Source organism: Peribacillus sp. 05N428, assembly GCF_056397085.1.
This window is the reverse complement of the sequence record NZ_JBFTMS010000006.1, coordinates 1-24,641: the sequence shown is the minus strand read 5'-3', so window position 1 is coordinate 24,641 and position 24,641 is coordinate 1. Positions and strand designations below refer to the sequence as shown.

The following is a 24,641-nucleotide window of genomic DNA, read 5'->3' as shown; positions in this document are numbered from 1 at the left end:
AACACGAATGGACAAGTTTGTAGCTTTTTTAGAAAATAATCTTTCAACACCTATGGCTAAATTGTCTGAGCAAAAGCATTTACGCGCAATTCGGGATGGTGTGGTTTCCGCGTTACCATTCATCATCTTTGGCAGTTTATTCTTGATCATTGCATTTCCGCCCGTTGCAGCAGATACTGCATTAGGTGAATGGTCTGCAAAACATATAGCTGAAATTTTAATTCCATATCGATTAACGATGTTTATCATGACGCTATATATTACTTTTGGTATAGGCTACAGCTTATCTCAAAGCTATAAACTTGATCCGCTATCTGGAGGTTTACTATCATTGGCAGCCTTCTTGTTCACAATTGGTGTAGAGATGATGGATGATGTGGGGTTTGTTTTGCCAATGACAAATCTCGGAGGCCATGGCCTTTTTGTAGGAATGCTTGTATCCATTTTTGCTGTTGAAATTCTACGTTTTTGTAAAACAAAAAATATCACGATTAAAATGCCGGATTCTGTTCCAACTTCAGTAGCCCGTTCATTTGAAGCATTAATTCCAGTTTCAATTGTCCTGCTTGTCATGACTTTAATTACAGTCGTTTTTGCTGTTGATTTACATTCACTTGTTGATAAAGCGGTTGCACCACTCATCAGTGCTGGCGATACATTGCCAGGTGTATTAATTCCAGTATTTTTGATTACATTCTTCTGGTCATTTGGTATTCACGGCGTATCGGTAGTAGGTGCCGTAGCTCGTCCGGTATGGGAAGTATACTTGGGGAATAACTCGGCAGCAGTTGCAGCTGGAAAGGCAATTCCCCACATAGCACCTGAAACATTCTTCCAATGGTTTATTTGGATTGGTGGATCTGGTGCAACATTGGGATTAGTAATAGCCATGCTCTTAACTGCGAAGTCCAGCTATAGTAAAGCAATGGGGAAAGCAACAATTGTGCCGAGCCTTTTTAACATCAATGAACCTGTTATCTTTGGGATGCCGATTGTACTGAACCCGGTACTGATTATTCCATTCATCATTACACCGCTGATTGGAGCAACACTTGCATATATAGCAACGTCCATCGGCCTTGTGAACCCGACATATGTAATGGTTCCCTGGACATTGCCCGCTCCAATAGGTGCCTACCTTTCAACGGGCGGTGATTGGAGAGCCATTGTTCTTGTGATGGTGAATTTAACCATTTCGGTCCTTATATATCTGCCATTCTTTAAGATGTACGATAAAAAGCTTTTAGCACAGGAAAACATGGTAGAAACCACGGATAATAAAAATATCGCTTTATAAGGAATACCTAAAAGGGAGTTTGGGACTAATGCTCCAAACTCCTTTTATAAATTGAGAGGGGGAAAGGACATGAATTCAACATCCAGAATTCACTTTTTTAGTTACAAAAGTGCCTTTCTATTTTTTGGCTTCATTCTTGTTTTTAATTTTATCTTTAACAGATTAATGGATGCCTTTGAGATGAATAAACAATTATCACTGTACTTAGGAAATACCTTTGCCATAAGCGCAGGATTGACGATGGTTGTTTGTTTTGTTGAAGGTAAGTTTAAAAACAAGAAACAAGTTACACTATTATTCTTGTCTTTATTAGCGGTAAGTGCACTGGTTTGTTATGCAATAATCTATAAATGAATGAAGAATCCAGATTAGCTTACGATGAGGTGTTGGGGAAATGGAAATGAAAAAAGGGCTGAAGATTGCCACAATCGGTGGAGGCTCCAGTTATACGCCAGAATTAATAGAGGGATTTATAAAACGATATGATGAGTTACCTATTAGGGAACTGTGGTTAGTGGATATTGAGGCAGGAAAAGAAAAACTGGAGATTGTAGGAACCTTGGCAAAACGGATGGTTGAAAAAGCAGGACTTCCAATGGAAATACATCTAACGTTAGACCGCCGTCAAGCCTTGCAAGATGCTGATTTTGTCACAACTCAAATGAGAGTGGGTTTACTTGATGCACGAATCAAGGACGAGAGGATCCCTTTGGAATTAGGATTAATTGGTCAAGAAACAAATGGAGCAGGAGGATTGTCCAAGGCATTACGAACGATACCCATACTTCTGGAAATTGCAGAAGAAATGGAGGAGCTCTGCCCTGATGCATGGTTAATTAACTTCACAAATCCAGCGGGGATGGTAACGGAAGCCCTGCTCCGCTACAGTAAACATAAAAAAGTCATTGGAGTATGCAATGTTCCATTTAATATGCATATGTCTATTTCTAGCATGCTTGGTGTCGATATGAAGAGAGTGCACATAGATTTCGCCGGTTTAAACCACATGGTATTCGGGATGCATGTGTTCGTTGATGATCAAGAAGTAACAGATAAAGTGCTTGAAATGCTTGGCAATCCTGAAGTTCAGCTGACGATGAAGAATATTGCCCCATTGGCTTGGAACAGAAGGTTTTTGAAATCTTTAGGAGTGGTGCCTTGCCCGTACCATCGGTATTATTACAAAACAAAAACGATTTTAGAAGAAGAGTTGGAAGCATTCAAATCAGGGAAAACCCGAGCTGAAATTGTGAAAAAATTAGAAGAAGGTTTATTTGACCTATACAAGGATGAAACCCTTGACATCAAGCCTCCACAACTAGAGCAGCGCGGTGGAGCTTACTATAGTGATGCAGCATGTAACGTCATTTCTTCTATTTATAATGATAAAAAAGACATTCAAGTGCTAAATGTACAAAACAAAGGATCGCTTACTGATATTGATTATGATTCAGCAGTCGAAGTAAGCTGTATTGTCACCAAGAATGGACCAATTCCTTTGGCTATGGGTAAATTACCCGTACAAGTGCATGGCTTGATTCAACAAATCAAATCATTTGAGAGAATTGGTGCTGAGGCAGCCGTTACAGGTTCTTATGATAAAGCGTTATTGGCTTTAACCATCAACCCGCTCATCCCAAGTGATGACCTGGCGGAAATGGTTTTACAAAAACTTTTAAAAGCGCATGAAGAATACTTACCGCGATTCTTCAGTGAAAGTGCTGTTCCGAACATCAAGTGAATGGTGTTTTAAGCAGTGAATCTGGATTACAGTAATCCAATGAACCTTCATAATCTAACATAAAATGGGAGTGTAATGATATGTCAACTGAACTGAACAATAACGAAATGGAGATTTTTGAAATAATATCACATAGTGGAAATGCAAGAGGATTAGCATTCGAAGCACTGAAAGAAGCGGAAGAATTTAATTTTGAAAAGGCAGAGGAACTAATTAAACAAGGCCAGGAAGAATTGAACATGGCCCATAAGACACAAACCAAGCTCATTCAAGCAGAATTGAATGGAGTTCCAAGTGAGAAAACTTTATTGATGATTCATGCTCAAGATCACTTGATGACTGCAATGAGCGAACAAAAACTAATAGAACACATGATTCGCATAGTAAAAAAGCTAGCCCCACAACAGTAAAGAGGTGATTAAAAATGGGTAAACTCGGTATATCTATCTATCCAGAGCATTCAACCGTTGAAAAAGACATGGAATACATTGCACTTGCACACAAATATGGCTTCAAAAAGATCTTTACTTGCTTGCTTTCTGTCGAAGGAGATAAAGAGAAGATTTTAAAAGATTTTAAAGAAACGATTCATTATGCCAATCAATTGAATATGGAAGTGATGGTCGATATTGCTCCCCGAGTATTCGGTTCACTAGGCATTTCGTATAATGATTTATCATTTTTTGCAGAATTAGGTGCGTATGGAATCAGGCTGGACATGGGTTTTACAGGCAACGAAGAGTCGATCATGACACATAATCCATATGGTCTAAAAATTGAAATAAACATGAGTAATGCAACGAAGTATCTAGAAAATATCATGGATTACAAACCAAATATAGAAAATTTAGTTGGATCGCACAACTTCTATCCCCATCGCTATGCAGGATTGAGCTATCCACATTTCATTATATGCTGTGAGTCATTCAAAAAGCATAATATCCGCACGGCAGCTTTCATCAGCTCACATGCAGCAACGTACGGACCTTGGCCTATAATGGAAGGATTATGTACATTGGAAATGCACCGGGAATTACCGATTACAACACAAGCGAAACATTTGTATGCTACAGGATTGATTGATGATGTAATCATAGCAAATGCTTACGCATCTGAAGATGAATTGAAACAGCTTAGCTTGTTAAACAGCGGTCTGTTAACATTTAATGTTAACCTACACGAAACCATAACAGCTTTGGAGAATAAAATAGTATTGGAAGAATTCCATTTTTACCGTGGAGATGTTTCCGATTATCTGATTCGCTCGACTCAATCACGCGTGAAATATAAGAGCGAAGAATTTAAACCAACATATACGCCTGATATTAGACGCGGTGATATATTAATTGAAAACGAGCTCTATGGACAATATAAAGGGGAATTGCAGATTGCATTGAAGGAAATGAAGAATTCGGGGAAAACGAATGTAGTTGGCCGAATAGCAGAAGAGGAAATTTTTCTCCTCGATTATTTGGAACCATGGGGGAAATTCCAATTCAATATTAATGGATCAGGGAAGGAACGGTGATATTCCTTCCTTTTTTACTGAATAGGAGAATGACATGAATTATATTATCGGTGTTGACGGCGGAGGGACCAAAACTGAAGCAGTGGTTTATGATATGGATGGTAATAAAATTAGTGAAGGCAGAGCGGGGTTTGGAAACCTGCTTATTAATGAAAAACAAGCCACCGCTAACATTATACAGGCAATTGAACAAAGCATGACTCCTATTGATGATGGCAGCTGCCTATACATTTGTTTAGGATTAGCCGGGTATGGAGGAGTTGAAAATCCGCAGGGCATAAAAAGTGCATTAAGCAAGGCATTTAAGGCCCCGTTCACCATTGTAAATGATGCAATTATCGCTCATGCTGCTTTGCTAAAAGGAAATGATGGCATTTTGACCATATCCGGAACGGGATCTGTAAGTATCGGCATCCATGAAGGAATCGAGAAATCGGCTGGTGGATGGGGACACATTCTTGGGGATGAAGGAAGTGGCTATTGGATCGCCATGCAGGCTTTTATAAGAATGACGAAAGAAGAGGATGAGGGGTATGAATATAGCCATTTAACCGAGTCGATACTGAAAAAACTTGGCTATCTTAGTGTAATGGAACTGAAGAAATTCATTTATTCTGCCACGAAATCCGAGATTGCCGCGTTTGTTCCCCTAATAGTCCAACATGCGGAGAAGGGTGATGGCTTCTCGCAAAATATTCTGAATCAGGCCGGGTACCACCTTGCAAAACAAACGCTTGAGGTTATCAAGAAGTTAAAGTTGTGTAAGAATGTTACAATTGCATTAAAAGGTAGCATATTGACTAATGTACCATTGGTGCAAAGCTCATTCATCAATCATATTAAACTTGAAAACCCAAATGTGAAATTTGTTTTAGAAGACGTATCAGCTACCTTGGGTTGTTACTACATAGCAATGAAGCATTTAAAGTAAGTAAAGATCAAGGAGAGTAAATCATATGCACGGCGAAAATATTATATTGAGAATTGAAAGTTTATTGAACCAACTGCCCAAATCAGAAAAGAAAATTGCACAATATATTTTAGAAAATCCAAAAGATATAGTGAGAATGACGATACATGAATTGGCTGACCATGCCAATGCCAGCAGTTCGGCAGTAACGAGGTTCTGTCATTCCATAAAAGTTAATAGTTTTTCAGAACTGAAGGTATCCCTATCCTCCCTGATTTCCCAGCCGGAGAAAAAAGGTTTCCATGACATTGAGCCTAATGAAACAATAGCATCGATTAAAAATAAAATAGTGTCCAACTCCGTCCAGGCCATACAAGAAACGGCACATTATTTGGATGAGGCCGTTCTTGACAATATCATTGAAACCATGAGGAGTGCAGATGTGATTTATGTCTATGGTTTAGGGGCATCATGGCTCGTTGCTGAAGATATTACTCAGAAATGGTTACGGTTAGGAAAGATTGTAAGTGCCAATCAAGACCCGCATATTACGGCCACTGCACTTGCTGCATCATCAAAGAATACCGTTTTTTTCTGTATTTCCAATAGTGGCGAAACTGAAGAAATTCTGGAACTCGTTGATATTGCTAAAGCATATGGCATTAAAACAATTGGTTTATCGCGATTGGGGAACAATGGACTAACTAAAAAAGTTGATATGTCACTAAATCATGTACGTGCACCGGAGGCTAAATTCCGAAGTGCTGCAACAAGTTCGCTTTTTGCCCAATTTCTAACGGTCAGCATTATTTTCTATGCGTATGTTTCTAAATACTATAATGAAAATAAAAACGAAATTGAACGTTCAAGGGAATCGGTACTGAAATTCACAAAAAGGAATTTGGATACCTAAATGTGGGCCTAATAAAATGGATAAAATCAACGAACTTAAATTTTAGCTTGAGATGTTTCCGATCAGGATGCCTTGTAAGAATATACATCACGATGAAAGGAAGATGTAAGCTGAATGATCCAAAAGAATTCTCCGAGTCCCATTTATCATCAACTTGAAGAGGAGATTAAAGGAGCGATTCAAAGTCTTGAATTGGTGCCAGGAGAGATGATTCCTTCAGAAAAAGAATACACTGAAAAATATGGCATAAGCAGGATGACGGTGAGACAGGCCATTTCTAACCTCGTGAATGGCGGTTATTTATACAGGCAGCGCGGAAAAGGAACATTCGTTGCCGAACAAAAATCGGAGCCGCCCTTGCAAGGTCTGACTAAATTTACAGAGGATATGATTTCAAGAGGACTTAAACCAAGTACGCGAGTTATCAGTTTTACGGAGGTCAAGGCAGATAATGAACTTGCTGCAAATCTTGAGGTTGAAGCAGGTACTGCTATTTTCGAACTGGAACGTGTAAGGCTTGCTGATCGGTTGCCGATGGCATATGAAAAGCTATACATCCCTAAAAATCATGCCCTGGACCTTACGGAAGAAATAGCTGTAAGTGCCATTCATGATTATGTTGAAAAAAAGTTCGGCTTAAAAATCAAGCATGGCAGACAGGTAATTGAAGCCGCCATCGCTCAAAAAAAAGAGGCGGAAATGCTCGGGATAGCTGAAGGTTCCCCTGTATTGCTGATAGAACGAAGAAGTACCCTTGAAACCAATCAACCAGTTGCGGTTGTCAGATCTGTCTACCGGGCTGATCGGTATACATTCAAAATCAATTTGGAGCGGTTATCGTGAGCAAAATGGGAGTAATAATCCCGTTCTCAAAAGATAACTAAAAACCCCCCTTGCCCAAATATGGACAAGGGGGGTTTTTTAGTAGAATATCATTTTTCAAGTTTGAGAATTTGCCAGATAGAAAGGAAAGATACGATTAACAATCCGGGACTTTCATTATTTCGCTAAGCTTTCTGTCAATCGGTTTTCTTTCCAAATGACTGTAATGCCAAGGCCAATGACGATAATGACAGCAGCGAAAAGATAAGGGTAGTGGATGTTTACGTCAAAAAGCAATCCTCCCATGGATGGCCCGGCGATATTCCCTAAGCTCGTATAGGTGGAGTTCATTCCAGCAACGAATCCTTGTTCTTTCCCGGCAGCTTTTGATAAAAATGTCGTCAATGCCGGACGAAGCAGGTCAAATGCAAGGAATATGAAGCAAGTTACCACTAGTACTGCCAAAAAGCTGGAAATCATAGTGGATGCTACCGCAAAAATGGCCCCGACGATTAAACATAATTGGATAAGCTTCTTTTCGCCGAGTATATCTACCAGCTTTCCAAACATGAATACTTGCACAACAACTCCGAAAATAGAGCTTATTGTAATGATAATGGCAATATCCTTCGGCGTGAAGCCGAATTTATGATCAGAAAATAGGCTAAAAACCGTTTCATAGGCTGACAAACCAAAAGCGAGTACAAATACAATGATGAACGCAATAAAGTAAAGCGGATTCAGAGATTTTTTTAAATCGCCGATAAAGTTCGTTTGCTTTGTATTAGCAGAAACTTTTGCAAGCTGTTCCTTTGTCATCGGTTCTTTTAAAATGAACATTGATGAAAGGCAAGCTATAAAAGCAATGCCCGCCGCAAGGAAGAAGGGCAAGCGTATACCATATTCTGCAACAAAGCCACCGATTCCTGGTCCTATTATAAAGCCCAAGCTAATGGCGGCTGAAATATAGCCCATTGCTTTAGGCCTTTCTTGAACGGATGTAATGTCCGCAACATATGCAGTAACACCTGGCATGATAAAGGCGGCACTGATTCCGCCAAGGATCCTTGATAAATAAAACACCGACACGTTTGTCCCTACACCGAAGATTAGTTCCGAAACACCAAAAAGGAATAAGCCGATGATGATGATTTTCTTTCTGCCGTAACGGTCAACCCAACGACCTGCGAATGGAGACATGACAAGCTGTGAAACCGCAAATACGGCAACCAGATAGCCCATCGTGCTTCCGGATAAATGCATGATATTCATAAATGACGGCATAACGGGGATGATGAGTCCTATTCCCAGAAAAGCAATGAATATATTGCTTAGAAGAATAATTAATACCGCCTTTTGATCTTTAATTGGTTTATTCATGTGTTAACACCACTTTCTTTGTGAATCATTTTTGTGAAATACCCCTCCAAAACACTTTCCAGGAGGCAGTTAATTTATCCTTCAGCCTTTTCTCATCATTGCCGTATACAAGCTCAAGCAAAATGGAATCCACGACTCCCAAGAATGCATAGGTCGGCGTTATGGCTTCATCTTCGACGATTAATTTGGCATCGATCCAATCATGGAATTTACATTCCAGGATCGCCTGCACCTTTTCCTCGATATCTATCACTTCCTGCCCGATTTCTTTTTCAAGATGCGCTGGCGGAAAAAAGGACATACGCAGCCAAAACTTTATATGCTCATTTTTTTGGAAAAGGTCGATGACCAATTGAAGGAATCCGTATAAGTCTTTTTCAGGATTTTTTGAATCAACTTTACTGAAATATTGGAGTTTCGACGATAGCTCCGTCTCTTTCGCATCACGTAAAACTTGCAGGAAAAGATCATCCTTGCCTTTAAAATGAGCGTAAATGGATTGCTTTTTCATGCCGACTTCTTCAGCTATTTGAGAAAGCGAAGCTCCTTCATAACCATGAATCGTGAAATATTTTAGAGCGGCTTCCTTAATTTCATTACTTTTCAATAATATCACCTCATAATTTAACGAACGTTCGTCAGTTATAATAGCAAATTACATAAATATATGCAAGCGAATATGTTAATAAAAAAGTATTATGCCCGAGATCATTGATAATTATGGCGCTATGTTTGAAAAGGACATAGATATGCACTCAAGGCTATTCACAAAATTCCTGCATATAATTCTATATGGATAATAAAGAGGCAGGTGTGATGAAGTTGGATATGTATGACATCAGAAATGCGATTCATTACTATTACACAAAAATACAAGAAACGAATCATCCCTATTATTGGTACTGTTTGGCTGAGACCCAAAGTAGGGCAGGATTAACAAATGAAGCACTGCAAACGATAGATAACGCCTTGTCGTTTCAGAATCCTTATCCTTCCAAACAGGAACTGGTAGACATGCAATTGAACCTCCAAACCGTTCTTTCAAGACAAATGAACTCCAGCAGAACAGTCATAGTGACCTCAAAACAGGGAGATATTGATGGGGACGGGACAAATGACAATGTTTTTCTTACCGCAATTAAAACCCCTGATAGTCCCTTTTGGAGGAATATAACTTTGGTTATCCAAAATGGGAGGACTAATCAATATGAACAAGTTCCCATGAAAAATGACGCAGGATATAATCCGACCCTTTTTCTTGGTGATTTTACAGGTAATGAGGGGGATGACATATTAGTGGTCATTGATACAGGAGGAAGCGGGGGTTCCATTTATACGTATGTTTTTTCCTACCTTAACGGTCAACTCATGACCATTTTTAATTCAGATTCATTCAATGAATCCTTTCAATACGATGTTCATTATGAAAACCAATACAAAGTAAAGGTGAACAGTCATTACCTAAAAGAAAGGTACATTCTTGACCTGACTTATAAGGATCAGGAATATTTATCTGAAATTTATAACAAGGATGGTATATTGAAGGTGCCGATTGAAGGATGGGTCAATCCTTTATCTGCTTTATATCCGGTTGATTTCAATAGGGATGGCATATATGAGCTCGAAGCGTATCAGAGGATCGCAGGGAGGTACAATGCCGACTCACTGGGATTTGTACAGACTGTATTGAAGTGGAACGGGAAAGCATTTGCTCCTGACCGGCAGAATGTGGCTATTTTCGGAGAGGAAATATAGCACAATGGTACTGGCAAAATCTTCGCCCAAAAGACCGGAAAATATTCCTGGCAATGGTTCACCTGACTGTGTTCATTGACGAAGAAAATTGACCGGCTTTCTATACGATTTAATCGAAGGGGATTCATGCATATTGGAATTTTTAGTAGGCGATACCTACACGTGCTTTTAAAAAATTGTTACTTTTTATTTGGCTAAATGCAAATTCTGCTGTATCCGGAACGGATATTTCAATACCATCCTCCGGCAAAAAGTCGCCTTCTATACGATATATACCAACTCTCTTTCCATCCGGCAAATACGTAGGACAGACAATTGTCCATTGAAGTGTTGATTGTTTAAGCAAATCGAAAACTTCATGATGTTCTTTCGCTGCACGGGTAGACTTCTGCTTTGATTCACTTGTCTGATAACGCAGAGAATTTGGGGTTGTTCTACTTTGGAGGATACCTGCCGTTCCAATGGTTATAATTCGTTGTATACCTTCGTTTTTCATAGCTTCGATAATTAGTGGCATACTTGCTGATAAAGTCGTTGTCCCATCAGTATTAAGTGCACTAATAACTACATCAATTCCATGCATGGCACGTACGATATCATCTTTATTTAAAACATTACCTTGAATGATGGTTAAATTGGCATTGTTTATAGCAATCTTCTCTGGAGTGCGAACTAAAACGGTAACATGATGATTGTCTTGCAGACCATGAATAACTAATTGACCTCCAACTCGTCCAGTTGCACCCAAAATTAAAATATTCATGGAAACGACCTCCTTTTTTCGAATACTATCAAACCACTAACATTATATCGTCATTTTCGACTAATGGGGAGTTTTGTGCATTAAATCATTATAATTCAGTGTTATGTTGCAAGGATAATGTATAAAACGGGCCGCTCAATAGCTTCATGAGGGGCCCGTTTGAAGTGGGAAAAATATAAAAAAGCTTTAAAACAAGACAATAGCGACCACAATTCCGCCCCTAATATTCCTGTCCTTCTTTCGATTTTAGAAAAGCATCAACGGATTCATCCAATAATTTTTCTCGATTAGGATCTTCATTGACATCTGTATCCACTTCCATCACGTCGTTTAATCGACTAACCAAACTTTTTGGCTGAGCTGGATTATTTTTTTCTTTTGGCATATAAACTCCTTCTTAATAGTTATTTTTTATTTAGTATGAACGATTCATCCAATATTCACTAAGATTATTTCCGCGTCTTTCCCAAATTGAGTCCTGTTGTCTGGATGGAAACTTAAAACAGCATACATGTTTTATTTTGCTTATTATTGACTGAATATTATAAATATTGTAATATTTAGTTTGCGCATTTGTTTTCGAAACAACGTTTTATATTAGAAACAATTGGGTTTACCTTGTGTAAAGTCAAATAATCTGACAGGAGGTTTTTATTATGAAGAAAAGAATAAGGAATATTTCGTTTGGTTTTTTGTTGGTAGTGACCATAATTTTATCATTATCATTATTTCTTCCTTCATTTGGCCAAACAGCGGTCCAGCAAACAGATTTTAAAGTAACCCTATTAGGTACAGGCTCTCCACTTTTAAGTACATCCCGCTCCGGTCCAGCTACTCTTGTAGAAGTTGGTAATGAAAAACTCCTCTTTGATGCTGGACGCGGAACCGCTTTACAATTATATAAAGCGAATATGTTACCAGGCAGTGTTGATAAGTTATACCTTACGCATTTGCATTCGGATCATACAATCGGCATACCGGACGTATGGCTTACAGGTTCCTTACCAACAGGAGGGAAAAGAGAGCAACCATTTAAGATTTGGGGACCTAATGGAACCGAGAAAATGATGGTACATATGAATAAAGCATATAAAGCCGATTTGGATGCAAGGGATGACTCTGGAAATGGGAACGTTGAAGGAGCAAGTATTGTCGCAAATGATATCAAGGAGGGGATTGTCTATAACAAAAAGGGAATTGAAGTAATAGCCTTCAAGGTTGACCATAAATCAATAGAGCCGGCTTTCGGTTATCGGGTTAATTACAAAGGACATTCAGTAGTGATCTCAGGTGACACCCGCTATAATGAAAATCTTATAAAATTTTCCAAAGGTGCTGATGTGGTGATTCATGAGGTTGCAGCGGCAAAACCTGATAATGAATCAGAATCAATCGCCAATATACTTGATCTTCACACTACACCGGAGGAAGCAGGTAAAGTCTTTAGCCAAATACAACCAAAACTTGCTGTATACTCACATATAGTATTATTGGGAGGATTAACAGAAGAAAAAGCTGATTTGCTAGAAAGAACAAAAAAAACATATAAAGGAACTGTGTTAGTAGGGAAGGATTTGCTATCCATTGAAATAGGGGAAAAGGTACAAGTACAAAAGCCGGTTAACGAGGCGAACTCGGGGAACTAAAACGGACCAGCTTCAGCTATTTCATGAATGAGAGGGCTTACTTCAAAGGAAGGTTGCTGATGCAACCTTTTTTCTTATGTTAATAAAGGGGCAGGCAGTTTAAAAAATGTCGATAGTTAACTCAATTGATAAAATTGGAGAAGTGTCAATTCCAAAAGAACAAGGAAGAGCAAAGGAATATCATGAGCGAAAAGGGCGCTTGAATTTAATAAAAGGAAGCACATATTATACGTGACTAATATGTGCTCTTCTTTTTAAAAATTTATAATGTTTTAGGTGTTGAAACAAGCTTTATTCAATAAGGAAGTATAAATTAAAGATACCCATTTAATACTGTGCCAAAAAGATCGAATTCAGGATCTTTCGACTGGGCTTTTGGAGGGGCTTCGGATCGTCCTATAGAAGAGTTGATATCACCTTCAACGGACTCTACAAGGGTTTCGTCATTCTCTTTATACAATGGGTTATCAATCATCCCAAAATCAACTCCTTTTTATAAGATAAACAAATGGTTAGTTATTAATTCCCTAAATACTTTTATTTTATGCAAAAAATAGGTCGATGACTGGAATTCATTGAAATGAACGGGGAAAAACTTGTAAGCAATCGTGATGATTTTTATGACAGAATGCATAATGATTATTTTATGCCCATAAAAAAAAATGGTACCGATTCATTGATCAGTTAAGGGATGTAACAGGATTCAGTAGCTACCCCTGTACACGAATGAATTTTTGGACTTTGGCCTTCTTAGTAGCAAAAGGATTGAAAATGTTCATTCCACATGGTTACAGGACGCTCTAATGATCGGACCTGTTCTAATGACTGAAAGGTTAAAGTGGAGTGAGAATCCTTTCCTTTTTAACAAAGTAAGCCCACTCAGAAAAGCCGATCTCCTTTAGTCTTTTTTTAACTAGTTCAAATTCATCGCCAATACGTTCCGGTGTATGCGAATCTGATCCAAAGGTTACCTTCACATCATAGAAAAGAGCTCGTTCTAAAATGTCATCTGCTGGATACCACCCACCACAATCTTTCGTTTTACCAGAGGTATTAATCTCAATGGCGATATCTTCTGAACTAATGATTTTTAGCGTTTTTTCAATACTGTCTGTCTCAATGGAAGAAAAGGCTGGATAAAAACCTTTCATTGCATCAATATGGCCTAAGATTTGGAACACTCCGCTTTTAGCCGATTTCTGTATTAATTCATAATATTCATCCTTTACTTTTGCCTGTTCTCTAGAGCTTAAGCCATTCCAACGCCCTCTTTTAAAAATGCTAATATCCTGCACATAATGAACAGATCCAATTATGTAGTCAAAGGGGTGTAAAAGATATTGATCACGGTAGACTTCAATGTGATCAGGGAAGAAATCACTTTCCATTCCTAATAATACGTGAATTTTGCCTGCATATTTCTCTTTTAAGCGAAGTACTTCCTCAATGTAAGGGACAAGTTCACTTTTTGCCATTGCAATAGTTGGATAGAGATGGTCGTCCTCACTATAAAAATATGGAGAATGATCAGAAATCCCAATATAATGCAAGCCGTATTCGATGGCTTGCTTTACATAATCCTCAATTGTGCCGATAGCATGTCCACAGCGTTCATGGTGAGTGTGGAGATCAAATTTTATTGAATTCGTCATTTTCTTAGTCCTCCTAAAGTGGAACCAGATTGTCTTATTTTATCATATCCAAAATCACATCCTTTCTCACAAATTGAAAGAAGATTTATACCTTACTGCCCTTGAAAACGAATTTCTATCTTACGGACTTAATTTTATACCCATCAATTAAAGTATTTTAGTTCGAGTAATTGTATAAAGGTTGAATTCCCTAGACAAACTAGAATGTTCAAATATGTAAAAAGAAAGGGAAGATACTGAATGACAAAGGTATTGTATATCACGGCCCATCCTCATGATGACAAACAATCTTACAGTATGGCCGTTGGAAAAGCATTTATTGACACATATAAAGAAGTAAATCCTAGCCATGAAATTGTGAATATTGACCTTTATAAAGAAAATATTCCTGAAATTGATGTGGATGTTTTCAGTGGTTGGGGGAAACTTCAAGCTGGAAAGGGTTTTGAAGAACTCTCGTCGGAGGAGAAAGCGAAAGTTAGTCGGCTCTCAGAATTATGTGAGCAATTCATAGCTGCCGATAAATATATATTTGTATCGCCTTTATGGAACTTTTCATTCCCGCCAGTTTTGAAAGCGTATATTGATTCCGTAGCTGTTGCAGGTAAATCATTTAAATACACCGAACAAGGCCCAGTTGGTCTTTTAACTGATAAAAAAGCCTTGCATATTCAAGCTCGCGGTGGTATTTATTCAGAAGGACCGGCAGCTGAAATGGAAATGGGTCACCGATATCTAAATATCATCATGCAATTCTTCGGAGTGCCTTCCTTTGAAGGTTTATTCATTGAAGGACATGCAGCAATGCCTGATAAAGCACAAGAAATTAAAGAAAATGCTATAGCACGTTCAAAAGATTTAGCTTCTACTTTTTAAATCAAGGAGCCAACAATTTTTGTTGGCTCTTTTTTTGTCAAAATAAAAAATAATTATGTGGATGTATTCTTCTTCACCAATCATAGGGCATTAAGACTTCGTATTTTATCCACATGTTAAAATCTGGACCGCCCTAACGTCATTCGAACATGAAATTATATTAATCATTGTATAAAAAGTCAGAAAAATATAAAATGTACTTAAATCGGAGGGCTTCTTCTTATGCCATGAGTAAGGTTTTCAAATTGTTCCACTATCATTTAAATATTGATTTCTTAAAAGAAAAGAGTGAGTTTTATGATGAAAGACATTAAAAATATTTTTTGCGTAGGTCGAAACTATGCTTTGCATGCAAAAGAGTTGAATAATGAAATACCAACTTCCCCTTTTTTATTTTCAAAACCAACTCATTCGCTCGTGGAAGCAAACGGTCAGTCAATTACGTTGCCGAGTAATCAGGGTTCCGTTCACTTTGAAACTGAACTTGTCATACATATCGCAAAACAGTTCGGACCAGGAATGAAAGTAGATGAAATAGTAGATTCCATGGCCATTGGGTTGGACCTGACACTTAGAGATGTTCAATCACAGTTAAAACAAAAACAGCATCCTTGGCTTTTGGCTAAAGGATTCAAAAATTCGGCAGTTGTTAGTGATTTTATTCCGTTTCCAGGTGTCGAAGCATGTGAACAATTAGATTTTTCCCTTTTAAAAAATGGAGAGCGTGTACAAGTCGGGAATATTAAAGACTTACTTTTTGATTTGCAAACCATTATAGAATTTACAGCAGAGCATTTTGGGCTTGGAAAAGGAGATATAATTTTTACCGGTACTCCAAGTGGCGTCGGTCCTCTTTCAGATCAAGACCAGCTTTCACTTAACTGGGGTGGAAATGAAATAGGGTCCTGTTCAGTTACGATGCGTTAAAGAAAAAAGCAGTCATTTTGACTGCTTTTTTTATGGATTAACTCAATTTTAGACAAAAAGAAGAAACTCGTCTAAAATGAGAAGAACCAAATAACTTACATGGAAACGGCCAATATGGCACGCACTTTTTCAAATAAGTTTTACTATAAAAATTCTGGCTTTGGTAAAATTATTTTTTATGGAGTATTTTAGAACAATTTATATGCCTTATGATAATAAATTAAAGTGCCAAATTTTATTATAAAGGATAGAACAGGGTGGAATGTGCATGAAAAACAACCAAGATAAGAAGTATTTAGATAATTGGCTCTCGATTACAAATATTCAAATGAGCATTACGAATGAGCTGGAAAGTGCTTTGCAAAAAAATCATAACCTTTCATTAAAAGAGTTTTACGTTCTTTACTTTTTATCCAAAACAAGCGAAAAACAATTGAGGCTACAACAATTACAAGAGATGGTAGGATTAAGTCAAAGTGCTATATCCAGGCTGGTAGTCAGGCTTGAAGCAAAAAGCTGCGGCGTATTACAAAGGCAAATATGCGAAGATGATCGAAGAGGTATTTACACACGTTTAACTACATTAGGTGAAGAAAAACTACAAATATCATTAAATACAGTTCATGAAATTCTGCACTCTGCTTTTTCAAAAGGAAACCTTCAAGAGGAATTACAATCCTTAATCGAGAAATTATAATATGGTTCTTATATCCCTTAAAACGTGAAGTCGGTTATTTCTATATATTTTAGATAGGAATATACCTTTAGCCCAGTAAGGTAATAATGAACGGATCTGTTGAGAAAGAGAGAAGTGTTTCTCCGAAGTTGAATGTAAGCGCATGCATTTGAGTGGGGTGAAATAGGTTTGTTTTACCAGAGAGGATAAATTTGATTTATGCCTAATAATAAAAATGCCAGGGCGAAGAATTGTTAGCTCCTGGCATTCTTTTTTTTGAGCGAAAATTGAACTCTCCCTCAATCGTTATCTGTATTGTTGCTGGTTTTCCCCCTAAATTAACAATAATTAATGTTAATAATCCATCAACAGCATCATAAAAGATGACGAACTCCAATATCAAAGGAAGATCACTAACTGCGGTAAATTATTTGAAACTATTTTCATTTTTTGACGTAATACTATCAGGGATAATTTAGAAACTCATAAAATACAAATGGATTTCTTGTTCTTGTTCTTTCTAATTACGCCCCATTTTACATATAAATTCTAATAGAGGTTTGACGAAGGGAAGAGGACGTATGTTTAAAAAAATCTTAGCAAGCTTAGGAAAAGGAGCTGCAACTGTAGATTTACAATGTGACAATCATAATTATCAAGCGGGAGAAAGCATTCAAGGGCAGCTAGTCATTCAAGGCGGTGAGGTGGAACAGAAAATCAATCAATTGACTGTCCGGTTGATGATGAATGTGGTATTAAAACAAGGAAGCGTTACTAAGGAAGTTGCACATATACCATTAGTTAATCGAGATTGTATTCAGCCCAAAGAACGTAAGGTCATTCCTTTTCATTACGTCCTACCTATGAATATACCTATTTCAAGGGGAACTGTTTCATACTATCTGGATACACATCTTGATATTGAGGGCGGGGTCGACCGCAAAGATGTAGACCGGCTAGTCATCCAATCCCAGGAATCTATCACATCCATTTTTAATGCAATGGCTCAATTAGGATTTCGCGAGACAGCAGACTCAGGTAAACTCGATCAATATGGACAGGAATTTGCTTTCTTTCCCACACAACAATTCATGGGACAAGTAAATGAAGTGGAAATGCGGTTTGCCAATGAAGAATCAGGTATCCGGGTCTGGATGGAAGTTGACTGTAAAAGCGGCTACAAGGAAATTGAAGCAAAACGTGAGTTTCATTTAAATCAAAAAGTTCTTGAGCAAGAAGACGATCTTCATAAGCTACTTGGAAAGTATATATCGCAAGCTATTGATCAGCCTTTTGCTTTTACACAGCCGTTCTCTTATTCCGCAAACCATCCTCATGGTCGCTCTTCCCAAATGGGGAACACTATACCTGGAATGGTTGGTGGATTAGCAGTGGGTGTTTTAGGGACTATGTTATTCACTGAGATGCTGGAAGGTTTTGATATTGAGGAAATATTTGAAGAAGCAACAGAGGATTTTGATGGGGGATTTGATTCTTTTTTTGATAATGGGTATGGGGAATCCTAAAAATAATTAGAGAATAAAAAAAGTGCCACTAATCAGTGCGTGGGTAAGAATTGGTAGACAAGCGTTACTTACTTTGATCAGTAAGAAACGCTTGTTTTATTGTTGTTTTTATATGAAGCCAGGAAGAGGACATTTAACAGTGTAACTTGATTCCTTTTGCATATGCTCTGATTTCCCCTTAATCCTCCTATATTTAGAAAAGTTTTATCATCAGTCTGAAATCTCCATTCTTCTTTCCCAGAACAGTTCACTATAAACGAAATATCTCTATCTGTTGTTAATTGGATTAGGTGAAGTTGATCATGAGACTAATCATATTTTGTGAATCAAGAAAAGAAAAAAACATGTAGGTAAACTAGTTCATCCTAAATTAATGGTTGATTTTTACTTAAAGGCAATCAAAAATAAGGTTTTTGGGTTGAGAGAAAATATGAATGCTGCACTATGATAACTACAATTTAATGGAATTGACATGATTCATCTTCTGAAAGTAGCCCTTCGTTTTTTGGTTTGACATGAAATAAATGAATAAACAATCCTATAAGGCTAATTCTATATACAAGAATGTTAAAAAGGAGATTACATCGTGAAGCCATATGAAATAAAAAATATGATTATTGATGACGAGTTTAATGGTGAAGAATCGGTTACAGCTGACTTTACTCACAATGATAAAGATTATAGCATTACTTTAAAAAAAGAAGATCTTGAAATAATTAATGCATGGGTTTTTGAGGATGGCTCATCTCTTCCAGCAAACTTATCAGGTACTATCATTGAATCAATAAGAGAAGATATTAAAAAGAGAATCTAGTCATTGGCACTAGATCTTTTTTTGTCATTTTCTTAATCGAAGAATAATGTAGCCTTGTTTATATGGATGATAAAAGATAATGAAAAATTATTGCTTGGGTGCAATACCAATAAGAGTGGAAAAGGGCTTATATAACGAATATGTATATTTCAGAAAACTTGGGGACAAGGAATCTTTATTGTTTTGTTACTAAATTAGTTAATATAGCTTATAGAAGAAAAAAGGTCTTTTTCGTAGTTAATTACTAAAAAACCCATTAAGGTACTAACCAAAATTTCTCTTGAGGACTTAAGGATAATTTTTAAAAAAACGAGCGAAAGTCAATTCAATCGAATTTTTAAAAACGATTGCTGCATGATGACCTCCAAAGCCAAATGTATTGGATACAAGTTTATGAAGTAGAAGCAGAACTTCGTATCGAATCTGCTCTTCGTTTAAAGGTAACGGAAGATATAGCGAGTATTAAAAACCCTGTAGGATTATTTCCAGTATGTGTATTTTTATATTGAAAAACAAACGTATAAAACAAGGATAAATAATCCTATCAAAAACGTTCGTTATGTATAAACTCCTTGTACTAAGGGTACAGACTCATGTCCATCAAGCTAAGAAACAATATACCCCCAAAACAATATTTTTGTTTTGGGGTATTAGAAATATTAACTTATGGCAATGTGGTACTACCTCTTACAGAACCGAGCTGACTTTGTGAACAAGCTGAAGCCTTCTTTTTAAAAACTTAAAGAATTTTCTAAAATAAAAATAGTGATTTTATTCTCTTTTTTGTATCCTTATAGCAATCAAATATCCTGTTATGACAATAATTAGACCGCGGATGAAATTACCTGCTATAAGTCCAAACGAACCGCTCTCCTGAGTTGCTACATATCTACTTAAGTAATAAAACACTACGGTCGCAATAATAAAGTATAGAAAATATCCTAAATATTTCATTTTGTTATATCAATCCATCCATTATTTTTATACCAATCCCTACCATCACTAAATTTAGCTATAGCTGTTCCAGGATCGCCATAGTTTAAAGCAAATCCAATAGCAGAACCAATAACTGTTGCAATAGCAACGCCTCTTATCGTTTTAATCTTTAGCTTTTTAGCTTGGGCTGTAACTACTCTTGAAAGTCCTTCTTGAGCTTTCTTTATCCCTTTCTTTTTAATGTAATTTTTAACTGCAGATATACCCCCTCCAACTACTCCAGCTATTGCTAGGTTAAAAGCAGCACCTGCCACATAAATACCAACAGCAACTTTTCCCTTTTTCTTAGCTGCATAAACTGTATCCGAACCAAAAAGCACTTTTTTCACCTTAGAGACTAAAGCAATTTCTTCGAATTCTAACTTTTCTAAATATTTTTCTTCTAATTGTTCTTGAGTTGCCTCTAGGTCATTAAACGTTTCCGAATTTCCATCAAAAAGACCAATAAGTGCCTCTTCTAATAATTTTACTTCTTCAGTTCCCGAAATAGTTGCTGTTTCTTTAACAAGTATCAAAAATTCTTCTTTTTCATCATTTTCCATTTTAGAAATATCTAACTCTTCGACGGCGGCTTCAAAATCAAAATCATCATCTAGAATTTCTTCATTAAATTCTTCAGCACCTTCACCTGTATATACTCCTAAATTTTCAAGCTCATTATCACTCAACTTATTTAAATCTTCATACGTTAAATTTTCTAAGATTCCCTCACCAAAGAAAAAATCATCTTCGAATTTTTTTGTTGGTTTGGTATCAGCATAAGATAAAAGTGGTTCTGTAACCGTTGAAAATAAAAGAACAATAGCAGCAAAGAACAAGAATTTTGGAACAAAATTCTTCATATAAATACACCTCTTTTCTAAAATATTAGAGGTATCCACAACATTTTAGAAATGTTATACGGAAAGCAAATTAATCGGTCAAATCAAACCACTTTTTAAAGTTCTTTTAATGCTTAAATTAGCATTGAAAAACAACGGACGTTATCAGAACATTCCCTTTTATATCAACATTTCTAGGCTTAACGTACAATTTTTATGTTTTACTGCATTTACCTCTATTGGGATAAATATACTAAACTCCTATTTATTTTGCAATGCGTTAGGATAAAAGTCTTATTTTTCGATATTAAAAGAGAAGTTAGACTTATTTGTATAGAAATTATTCCGGATGACTAAAAATATATAAAAGTAGGGGTTGCCAAACAAAGGGCCAATTGCTATTTAATAGAAAGTGGGAAGGAAAAAGAATTTTTCAGTAGGTTAAACGCTTGATATTAATAATTTTTTAGGGATATTCGTACATATTAGTTTTGATAAGTACGAAATATAAAAAAAGAGCCATTTAGGCGCTCTTAAAATAATTTTTCAGGTAACTCTTTTAAAATTAGCATCCGTATAGGCACGATTCTTGAAGAAGTTTCAATTTTCTTAATGAACTAACGGGTGCGTTCTTAAGATCGGAGCTGTCTTTAAGGCAGCTTTTTCTTATGCAACTATCGGGGCAGGATAGTTCGAGATTGCTGTGTGGTCTTTGTTCAACAATAGGGCCATTTTGTGGAGGATCAGCAGAAACTTTGAGATCTTAATCAAAATAGTAATTAATCTATGGAAGTTGTAAAATAAAGGTAATAATAGTTCTGGGGGGATTTATATCAATTATAATGCTATTAATCTAAGCGAGAAACTGTCCAAATTCAGTGAACACTGGTCGCCCAAAGTCATTGGTGAAATGAATGACTATCAGTTTAAGTTAGTTAAGATTCTGGGGGATTTTGTATGGCACGATCATAAAGACACCGATGAGGCATTCATCGTGATAGACGGCGATATGTCCATCGCATTCCGCGATGGAGAGGTTAAACTTTCCAAAGGAGAAATGTATGTGATACCAAAAGGTATGGAGCATAAGCCTCATGCTGAAAAGGAATGCCATATAATGCTGGTAGAGCCTAAAGGTGTAGTCAACACTGGTGAAACTAATTTTAGACTACCTGCTGAAAATAATATATGGATTTAAACCAATAATTCAGTTACTTTCTTTGGATCAACATATAAAAGAAATTTACAAATTTTCGCAATCTGGAGCGATTCTTTTATAAGAATCGCTTTTCCGGTTAGTTCAATAAGAAGTGCTATTATAAGCCCTAACCCAACCTATTTTAAGGAGGCAAACATGAGCTTGGGCTTATTTCTAAGACAACTGATATAAAGGATGTTTGGATGTACAGAGAAAGAAATAACAGTGTAATCGATAGTATTGTTATACATGATTATTTGATTTAATACATTATGGACTCATTGGAATGGATTCCAAGTAAAAACCCATCATTGCAAGGAACTCCAAGTGGCAGGGGTATTAACAATCATGGAGTAACCCTTTTTGATATTCACTCTTCAGAAACTTTAATAAGTATTTTTTCGTCATGGAAGAGTTTAATTAAAAATGCACCTGATAAATTTGAACTCACTGGAGAATTCGTATATGGCGAAGCTGACAATCAGGAGGGGGACTATAAAAAACTAGTCTTCAACCGAGATGAAGTGATTACACAATTTGAAAAAATAATTTTAATGGGAGAAGCTTTAGCTAAAGGTGAATTTTATCTGTACCATTGTGGAATATGATTGGTGGGTTGTTACCCCAGCCTTTTTCTTATGGAGCTAAAGGAGCAGGATTGTAAAGAAGATTAAACACATCAATGTCTATCTATAAATATGATTAATATTCCTCGTAACAATTATTAATTGTTAAATTCATATAAATCATCTATTTAACTAGACTTATAATGGTATAATTAACCAAAAAACGACGATAAATATTTCTGATGTAGTTTATAGTCTTTTAAGGAGAAGTGGTCATGCTTAAGGTTACAGTTGGGATACCTTGTTACAATGAAAGTAAAAATATTCTAAAATGCTTAGATAGTATAACATCTCAAACAGATATATTTCAGGGTATCGAAGTACTAATAGTAGATGACGGGTCAACGGATGATACAGTGAAAATTATTGAGAATTATAAAAAAAAGTACAATATAAATGGCAATATGAAGATATTAACTCAAAAAAATACTGGCGGCCCATCAACCGCTAGAAATAGAATTATCGATGAAGCCGAAGGGGAATATATCTTCTTTGTTGATGGAGACGATTATCTTGGTGAAAATTCCATTTCAAATATGTATACATTAGGTAAAGAAAACGATTCAGATGTTATTATCGGAAAATATGAGGGCGTCAATCGTAGAGTTCCTGTATATGTATTTAAAAGTACGCAAATAAACACGAATTTTTTTGATTCGCTAGTAAAGGACACGATGTCAGTATTGAAAATGTTTAAATCTGAATATCTCCGTTCTTTGAATATTCGTTTTAGAAAAGATATTAGATTGGCAGAAGATCACCCCATTGCTATGAGTGCTTATTTACACACTAAAAAAATTAGTATATATGCGGATTCTCCTTGTTATTATTGGGTGAGACATATTAATTCTGAGAATAAAACTCATTTAACTGGCAGCGTCATCCCAGTAGATGAATTTTATAAGTATTTATTTGAAACATTTGAAGTAATAAAAAATGCCCGAATCACTGAAAAAGAAAGAACAGAAGCTTATAGAATATATTGGGACAGATTACTTACACTTGATATAGTTACAGAGTTTAAACGTAATAGAACTGAATTGGAAAGAAATCATTCATTTGCGATTCTGCTACGTTTGTTTAATATGTATGAAGGCCCCTTAATTACACCGTTATTAACAGGTTATAAACGTTATACTGCAATGCTGCTTTGTAATAAGGATTATCTTTTATTTACTGAGTATTTGAAAATAAAGTAATAACTCGAATATATTAAAGCTAGCAAATTCTAATCTCAATTGTTAGCTTTCTAATACAAAGTATAACAATCTAATCTCGTCATCCTTTAGTTTATAAAAATAAGAGATGTATAGAAAAACTTCTAATGCATATCAATAAAGGGTTACTGTGGCAAACTTGATACGAACGGGTGCTTTAGCTGAGGCTGTTCCACATACTTTGTTGCTATTTACCAAGTAGTACGATGTGGTGATTTCCCCTCCAGATGCTCGCTTTCCGCGGGGCGGGCGGTGAGCCTCCTCGGCGTAAACGCCTGTGGGGTCTCACCTGTCCCGCTACTCCCGCAGGAGTCTCGCACTTCCGCTCCAATCAACCTTAAATAGTTTCGTTTTAAAAACAACTATCTTTACGAAAATAGCCTTAGCTGAAGATCGGAGCTGTCTATAAAGGCAGCTTTTTCTTGTGTGCCAGGCATGGCATCTATCTAGGTGGTGAAAGTCCACTGTGGGGGTACACATCGACCAACCACTAAGGAAGCGCAAGGTACTTATCGTGAGGTAAGGGCTGGAGGAAGCGTGGAATAAAATCTTGGCTC

At 36.7% G+C, this 24,641-nt stretch carries 25 protein-coding genes; 18 read left to right on the top strand and 7 right to left on the bottom strand.

Translation table 11 applies throughout. The annotated features are described in order from the left end of the window. Positions 1-7: 7 nt before the first annotated feature. The 8 genes from AC1DIV_RS07780 to AC1DIV_RS07745 all read left to right on the top strand — a co-directional run bounded on the left by AC1DIV_RS07780 (position 8) and on the right by AC1DIV_RS07745 (position 7,232). Entirely contained in the window at positions 8-1,297 is a 1,290-nt protein-coding gene (locus AC1DIV_RS07780) for a PTS sugar transporter subunit IIC (protein ID WP_048683650.1), read from the top strand. A 69-nt stretch (positions 1,298-1,366) separates the two neighbouring features. After that, positions 1,367-1,651, top strand: coding sequence for a hypothetical protein (locus AC1DIV_RS07775; protein ID WP_340876747.1), 285 nt, complete (start codon positions 1,367-1,369; stop codon positions 1,649-1,651). A 40-nt stretch (positions 1,652-1,691) separates the two neighbouring features. Further along, positions 1,692-3,038 (top strand): 6-phospho-beta-glucosidase, encoded by a 1,347-nt coding sequence (locus AC1DIV_RS07770; RefSeq protein ID WP_340876745.1) that lies wholly within the window; start codon positions 1,692-1,694, stop codon positions 3,036-3,038. Positions 3,039-3,118: 80 nt separating this feature from the next. Next, on the top strand, positions 3,119-3,448 hold the full coding sequence (locus AC1DIV_RS07765; RefSeq protein ID WP_034307713.1) for a PTS lactose/cellobiose transporter subunit IIA: 330 nt from the start codon (positions 3,119-3,121) through the stop codon (positions 3,446-3,448). A 14-nt stretch (positions 3,449-3,462) separates the two neighbouring features. Next, positions 3,463-4,566: a DUF871 domain-containing protein gene (locus AC1DIV_RS07760; RefSeq protein WP_340876744.1), complete on the top strand. Its 1,104-nt coding sequence runs from the start codon at positions 3,463-3,465 to the stop codon at positions 4,564-4,566. A 34-nt stretch (positions 4,567-4,600) separates the two neighbouring features. Then, positions 4,601-5,497 (top strand): N-acetylglucosamine kinase, encoded by an 897-nt coding sequence (locus tag AC1DIV_RS07755; protein ID WP_340876743.1) that lies wholly within the window; start codon positions 4,601-4,603, stop codon positions 5,495-5,497. A 25-nt stretch (positions 5,498-5,522) separates the two neighbouring features. Next, on the top strand, positions 5,523-6,389 hold the full coding sequence (locus AC1DIV_RS07750; RefSeq protein ID WP_048683641.1) for a MurR/RpiR family transcriptional regulator: 867 nt from the start codon (positions 5,523-5,525) through the stop codon (positions 6,387-6,389). 114 nt (positions 6,390-6,503) lie between these two features. Further along, complete coding sequence (locus AC1DIV_RS07745; RefSeq protein ID WP_340876741.1) at positions 6,504-7,232, top strand: GntR family transcriptional regulator; 729 nt, start codon at positions 6,504-6,506, stop codon at positions 7,230-7,232. Between the two features lie 156 nt (positions 7,233-7,388). On the opposite strand, the gene AC1DIV_RS07740 is transcribed toward AC1DIV_RS07745, so the two are convergent. Together AC1DIV_RS07740 and AC1DIV_RS07735 are read right to left on the bottom strand one after the other, a co-directional pair. Beyond that, positions 7,389-8,591, bottom strand: coding sequence for an MFS transporter (locus tag AC1DIV_RS07740; protein WP_063593921.1), 1,203 nt, complete (start codon positions 8,589-8,591; stop codon positions 7,389-7,391). 25 nt (positions 8,592-8,616) lie between these two features. After that, entirely contained in the window at positions 8,617-9,198 is a 582-nt protein-coding gene (locus AC1DIV_RS07735) for a TetR/AcrR family transcriptional regulator (protein ID WP_323597601.1), read from the bottom strand. 407 nt (positions 9,199-9,605) lie between these two features. Here AC1DIV_RS07735 and AC1DIV_RS07730 point away from each other — a divergent pair, with 407 nt between their 5' ends. Continuing rightward, positions 9,606-10,346, top strand: coding sequence for a VCBS repeat-containing protein (locus AC1DIV_RS07730; protein ID WP_340878543.1), 741 nt, complete (start codon positions 9,606-9,608; stop codon positions 10,344-10,346). A gap of 142 nt (positions 10,347-10,488) precedes the next feature. Here the strand turns inward: AC1DIV_RS07730 and AC1DIV_RS07725 are convergent, their stop codons facing one another. Further along, positions 10,489-11,109: an NAD(P)-dependent oxidoreductase gene (locus AC1DIV_RS07725; RefSeq protein WP_340876739.1), complete on the bottom strand. Its 621-nt coding sequence runs from the start codon at positions 11,107-11,109 to the stop codon at positions 10,489-10,491. Positions 11,110-11,329: 220 nt separating this feature from the next. Further along, positions 11,330-11,494 (bottom strand): hypothetical protein, encoded by a 165-nt coding sequence (locus AC1DIV_RS07720; RefSeq protein ID WP_323597597.1) that lies wholly within the window; start codon positions 11,492-11,494, stop codon positions 11,330-11,332. Positions 11,495-11,765: 271 nt separating this feature from the next. Between AC1DIV_RS07720 and AC1DIV_RS07715 the strand changes: the two genes are divergently transcribed. Further along, positions 11,766-12,755 carry an MBL fold metallo-hydrolase gene (locus tag AC1DIV_RS07715; RefSeq protein ID WP_340876737.1) on the top strand — a complete coding sequence of 330 codons (990 nt, stop codon included), beginning with the start codon at positions 11,766-11,768 and terminating at the stop codon, positions 12,753-12,755. Between the two features lie 313 nt (positions 12,756-13,068). Here the strand turns inward: AC1DIV_RS07715 and AC1DIV_RS07710 are convergent, their stop codons facing one another. Together AC1DIV_RS07710 and AC1DIV_RS07705 are read right to left on the bottom strand one after the other, a co-directional pair. Next, the gene (locus tag AC1DIV_RS07710; RefSeq protein WP_340876736.1) at positions 13,069-13,230 is read right to left on the bottom strand and encodes a hypothetical protein; all 162 of its coding nucleotides are present in this window, start codon (positions 13,228-13,230) and stop codon (positions 13,069-13,071) included. Positions 13,231-13,588: 358 nt separating this feature from the next. Further along, positions 13,589-14,407, bottom strand: a complete 819-nt coding sequence (locus tag AC1DIV_RS07705) for a histidinol-phosphatase (protein ID WP_340876735.1) — start codon at positions 14,405-14,407, stop codon at positions 13,589-13,591. A gap of 240 nt (positions 14,408-14,647) precedes the next feature. Between AC1DIV_RS07705 and AC1DIV_RS07700 the strand changes: the two genes are divergently transcribed. The 5 genes from AC1DIV_RS07700 (at position 14,648) to AC1DIV_RS07680 (ending at position 19,226) form a co-directional block, all read left to right on the top strand. Further along, positions 14,648-15,283: an FMN-dependent NADH-azoreductase gene (locus AC1DIV_RS07700; protein WP_098937171.1), complete on the top strand. Its 636-nt coding sequence runs from the start codon at positions 14,648-14,650 to the stop codon at positions 15,281-15,283. Between the two features lie 300 nt (positions 15,284-15,583). Beyond that, entirely contained in the window at positions 15,584-16,210 is a 627-nt protein-coding gene (locus AC1DIV_RS07695; protein WP_340878542.1) for a fumarylacetoacetate hydrolase family protein, read from the top strand. Between the two features lie 268 nt (positions 16,211-16,478). Continuing rightward, entirely contained in the window at positions 16,479-16,907 is a 429-nt protein-coding gene (locus tag AC1DIV_RS07690; protein WP_340876732.1) for a MarR family winged helix-turn-helix transcriptional regulator, read from the top strand. Positions 16,908-17,467: 560 nt separating this feature from the next. Further along, the gene (locus AC1DIV_RS07685; RefSeq protein WP_340876730.1) at positions 17,468-18,412 is read left to right on the top strand and encodes a sporulation protein; all 945 of its coding nucleotides are present in this window, start codon (positions 17,468-17,470) and stop codon (positions 18,410-18,412) included. Positions 18,413-18,998: 586 nt separating this feature from the next. Beyond that, a complete protein-coding gene (locus AC1DIV_RS07680) occupies positions 18,999-19,226 on the top strand; it encodes a hypothetical protein (RefSeq protein WP_202316435.1) in 228 nt (75 codons plus the stop codon). 950 nt (positions 19,227-20,176) lie between these two features. On the opposite strand, the gene AC1DIV_RS07675 is transcribed toward AC1DIV_RS07680, so the two are convergent. Further along, positions 20,177-21,064 (bottom strand): hypothetical protein, encoded by an 888-nt coding sequence (locus AC1DIV_RS07675; RefSeq protein ID WP_340876726.1) that lies wholly within the window; start codon positions 21,062-21,064, stop codon positions 20,177-20,179. A gap of 811 nt (positions 21,065-21,875) precedes the next feature. Here AC1DIV_RS07675 and AC1DIV_RS07670 point away from each other — a divergent pair. The 3 genes from AC1DIV_RS07670 to AC1DIV_RS07660 all read left to right on the top strand — a co-directional run bounded on the left by AC1DIV_RS07670 (position 21,876) and on the right by AC1DIV_RS07660 (position 24,066). Continuing rightward, positions 21,876-22,241 (top strand): cupin domain-containing protein, encoded by a 366-nt coding sequence (locus tag AC1DIV_RS07670; RefSeq protein ID WP_340878541.1) that lies wholly within the window; start codon positions 21,876-21,878, stop codon positions 22,239-22,241. A gap of 272 nt (positions 22,242-22,513) precedes the next feature. Continuing rightward, positions 22,514-22,849, top strand: coding sequence for a hypothetical protein (locus AC1DIV_RS07665; protein WP_340876725.1), 336 nt, complete (start codon positions 22,514-22,516; stop codon positions 22,847-22,849). A 233-nt stretch (positions 22,850-23,082) separates the two neighbouring features. After that, positions 23,083-24,066 (top strand): glycosyltransferase family 2 protein, encoded by a 984-nt coding sequence (locus AC1DIV_RS07660; RefSeq protein WP_477576130.1) that lies wholly within the window; start codon positions 23,083-23,085, stop codon positions 24,064-24,066. Positions 24,067-24,641 lie beyond the last annotated feature (575 nt).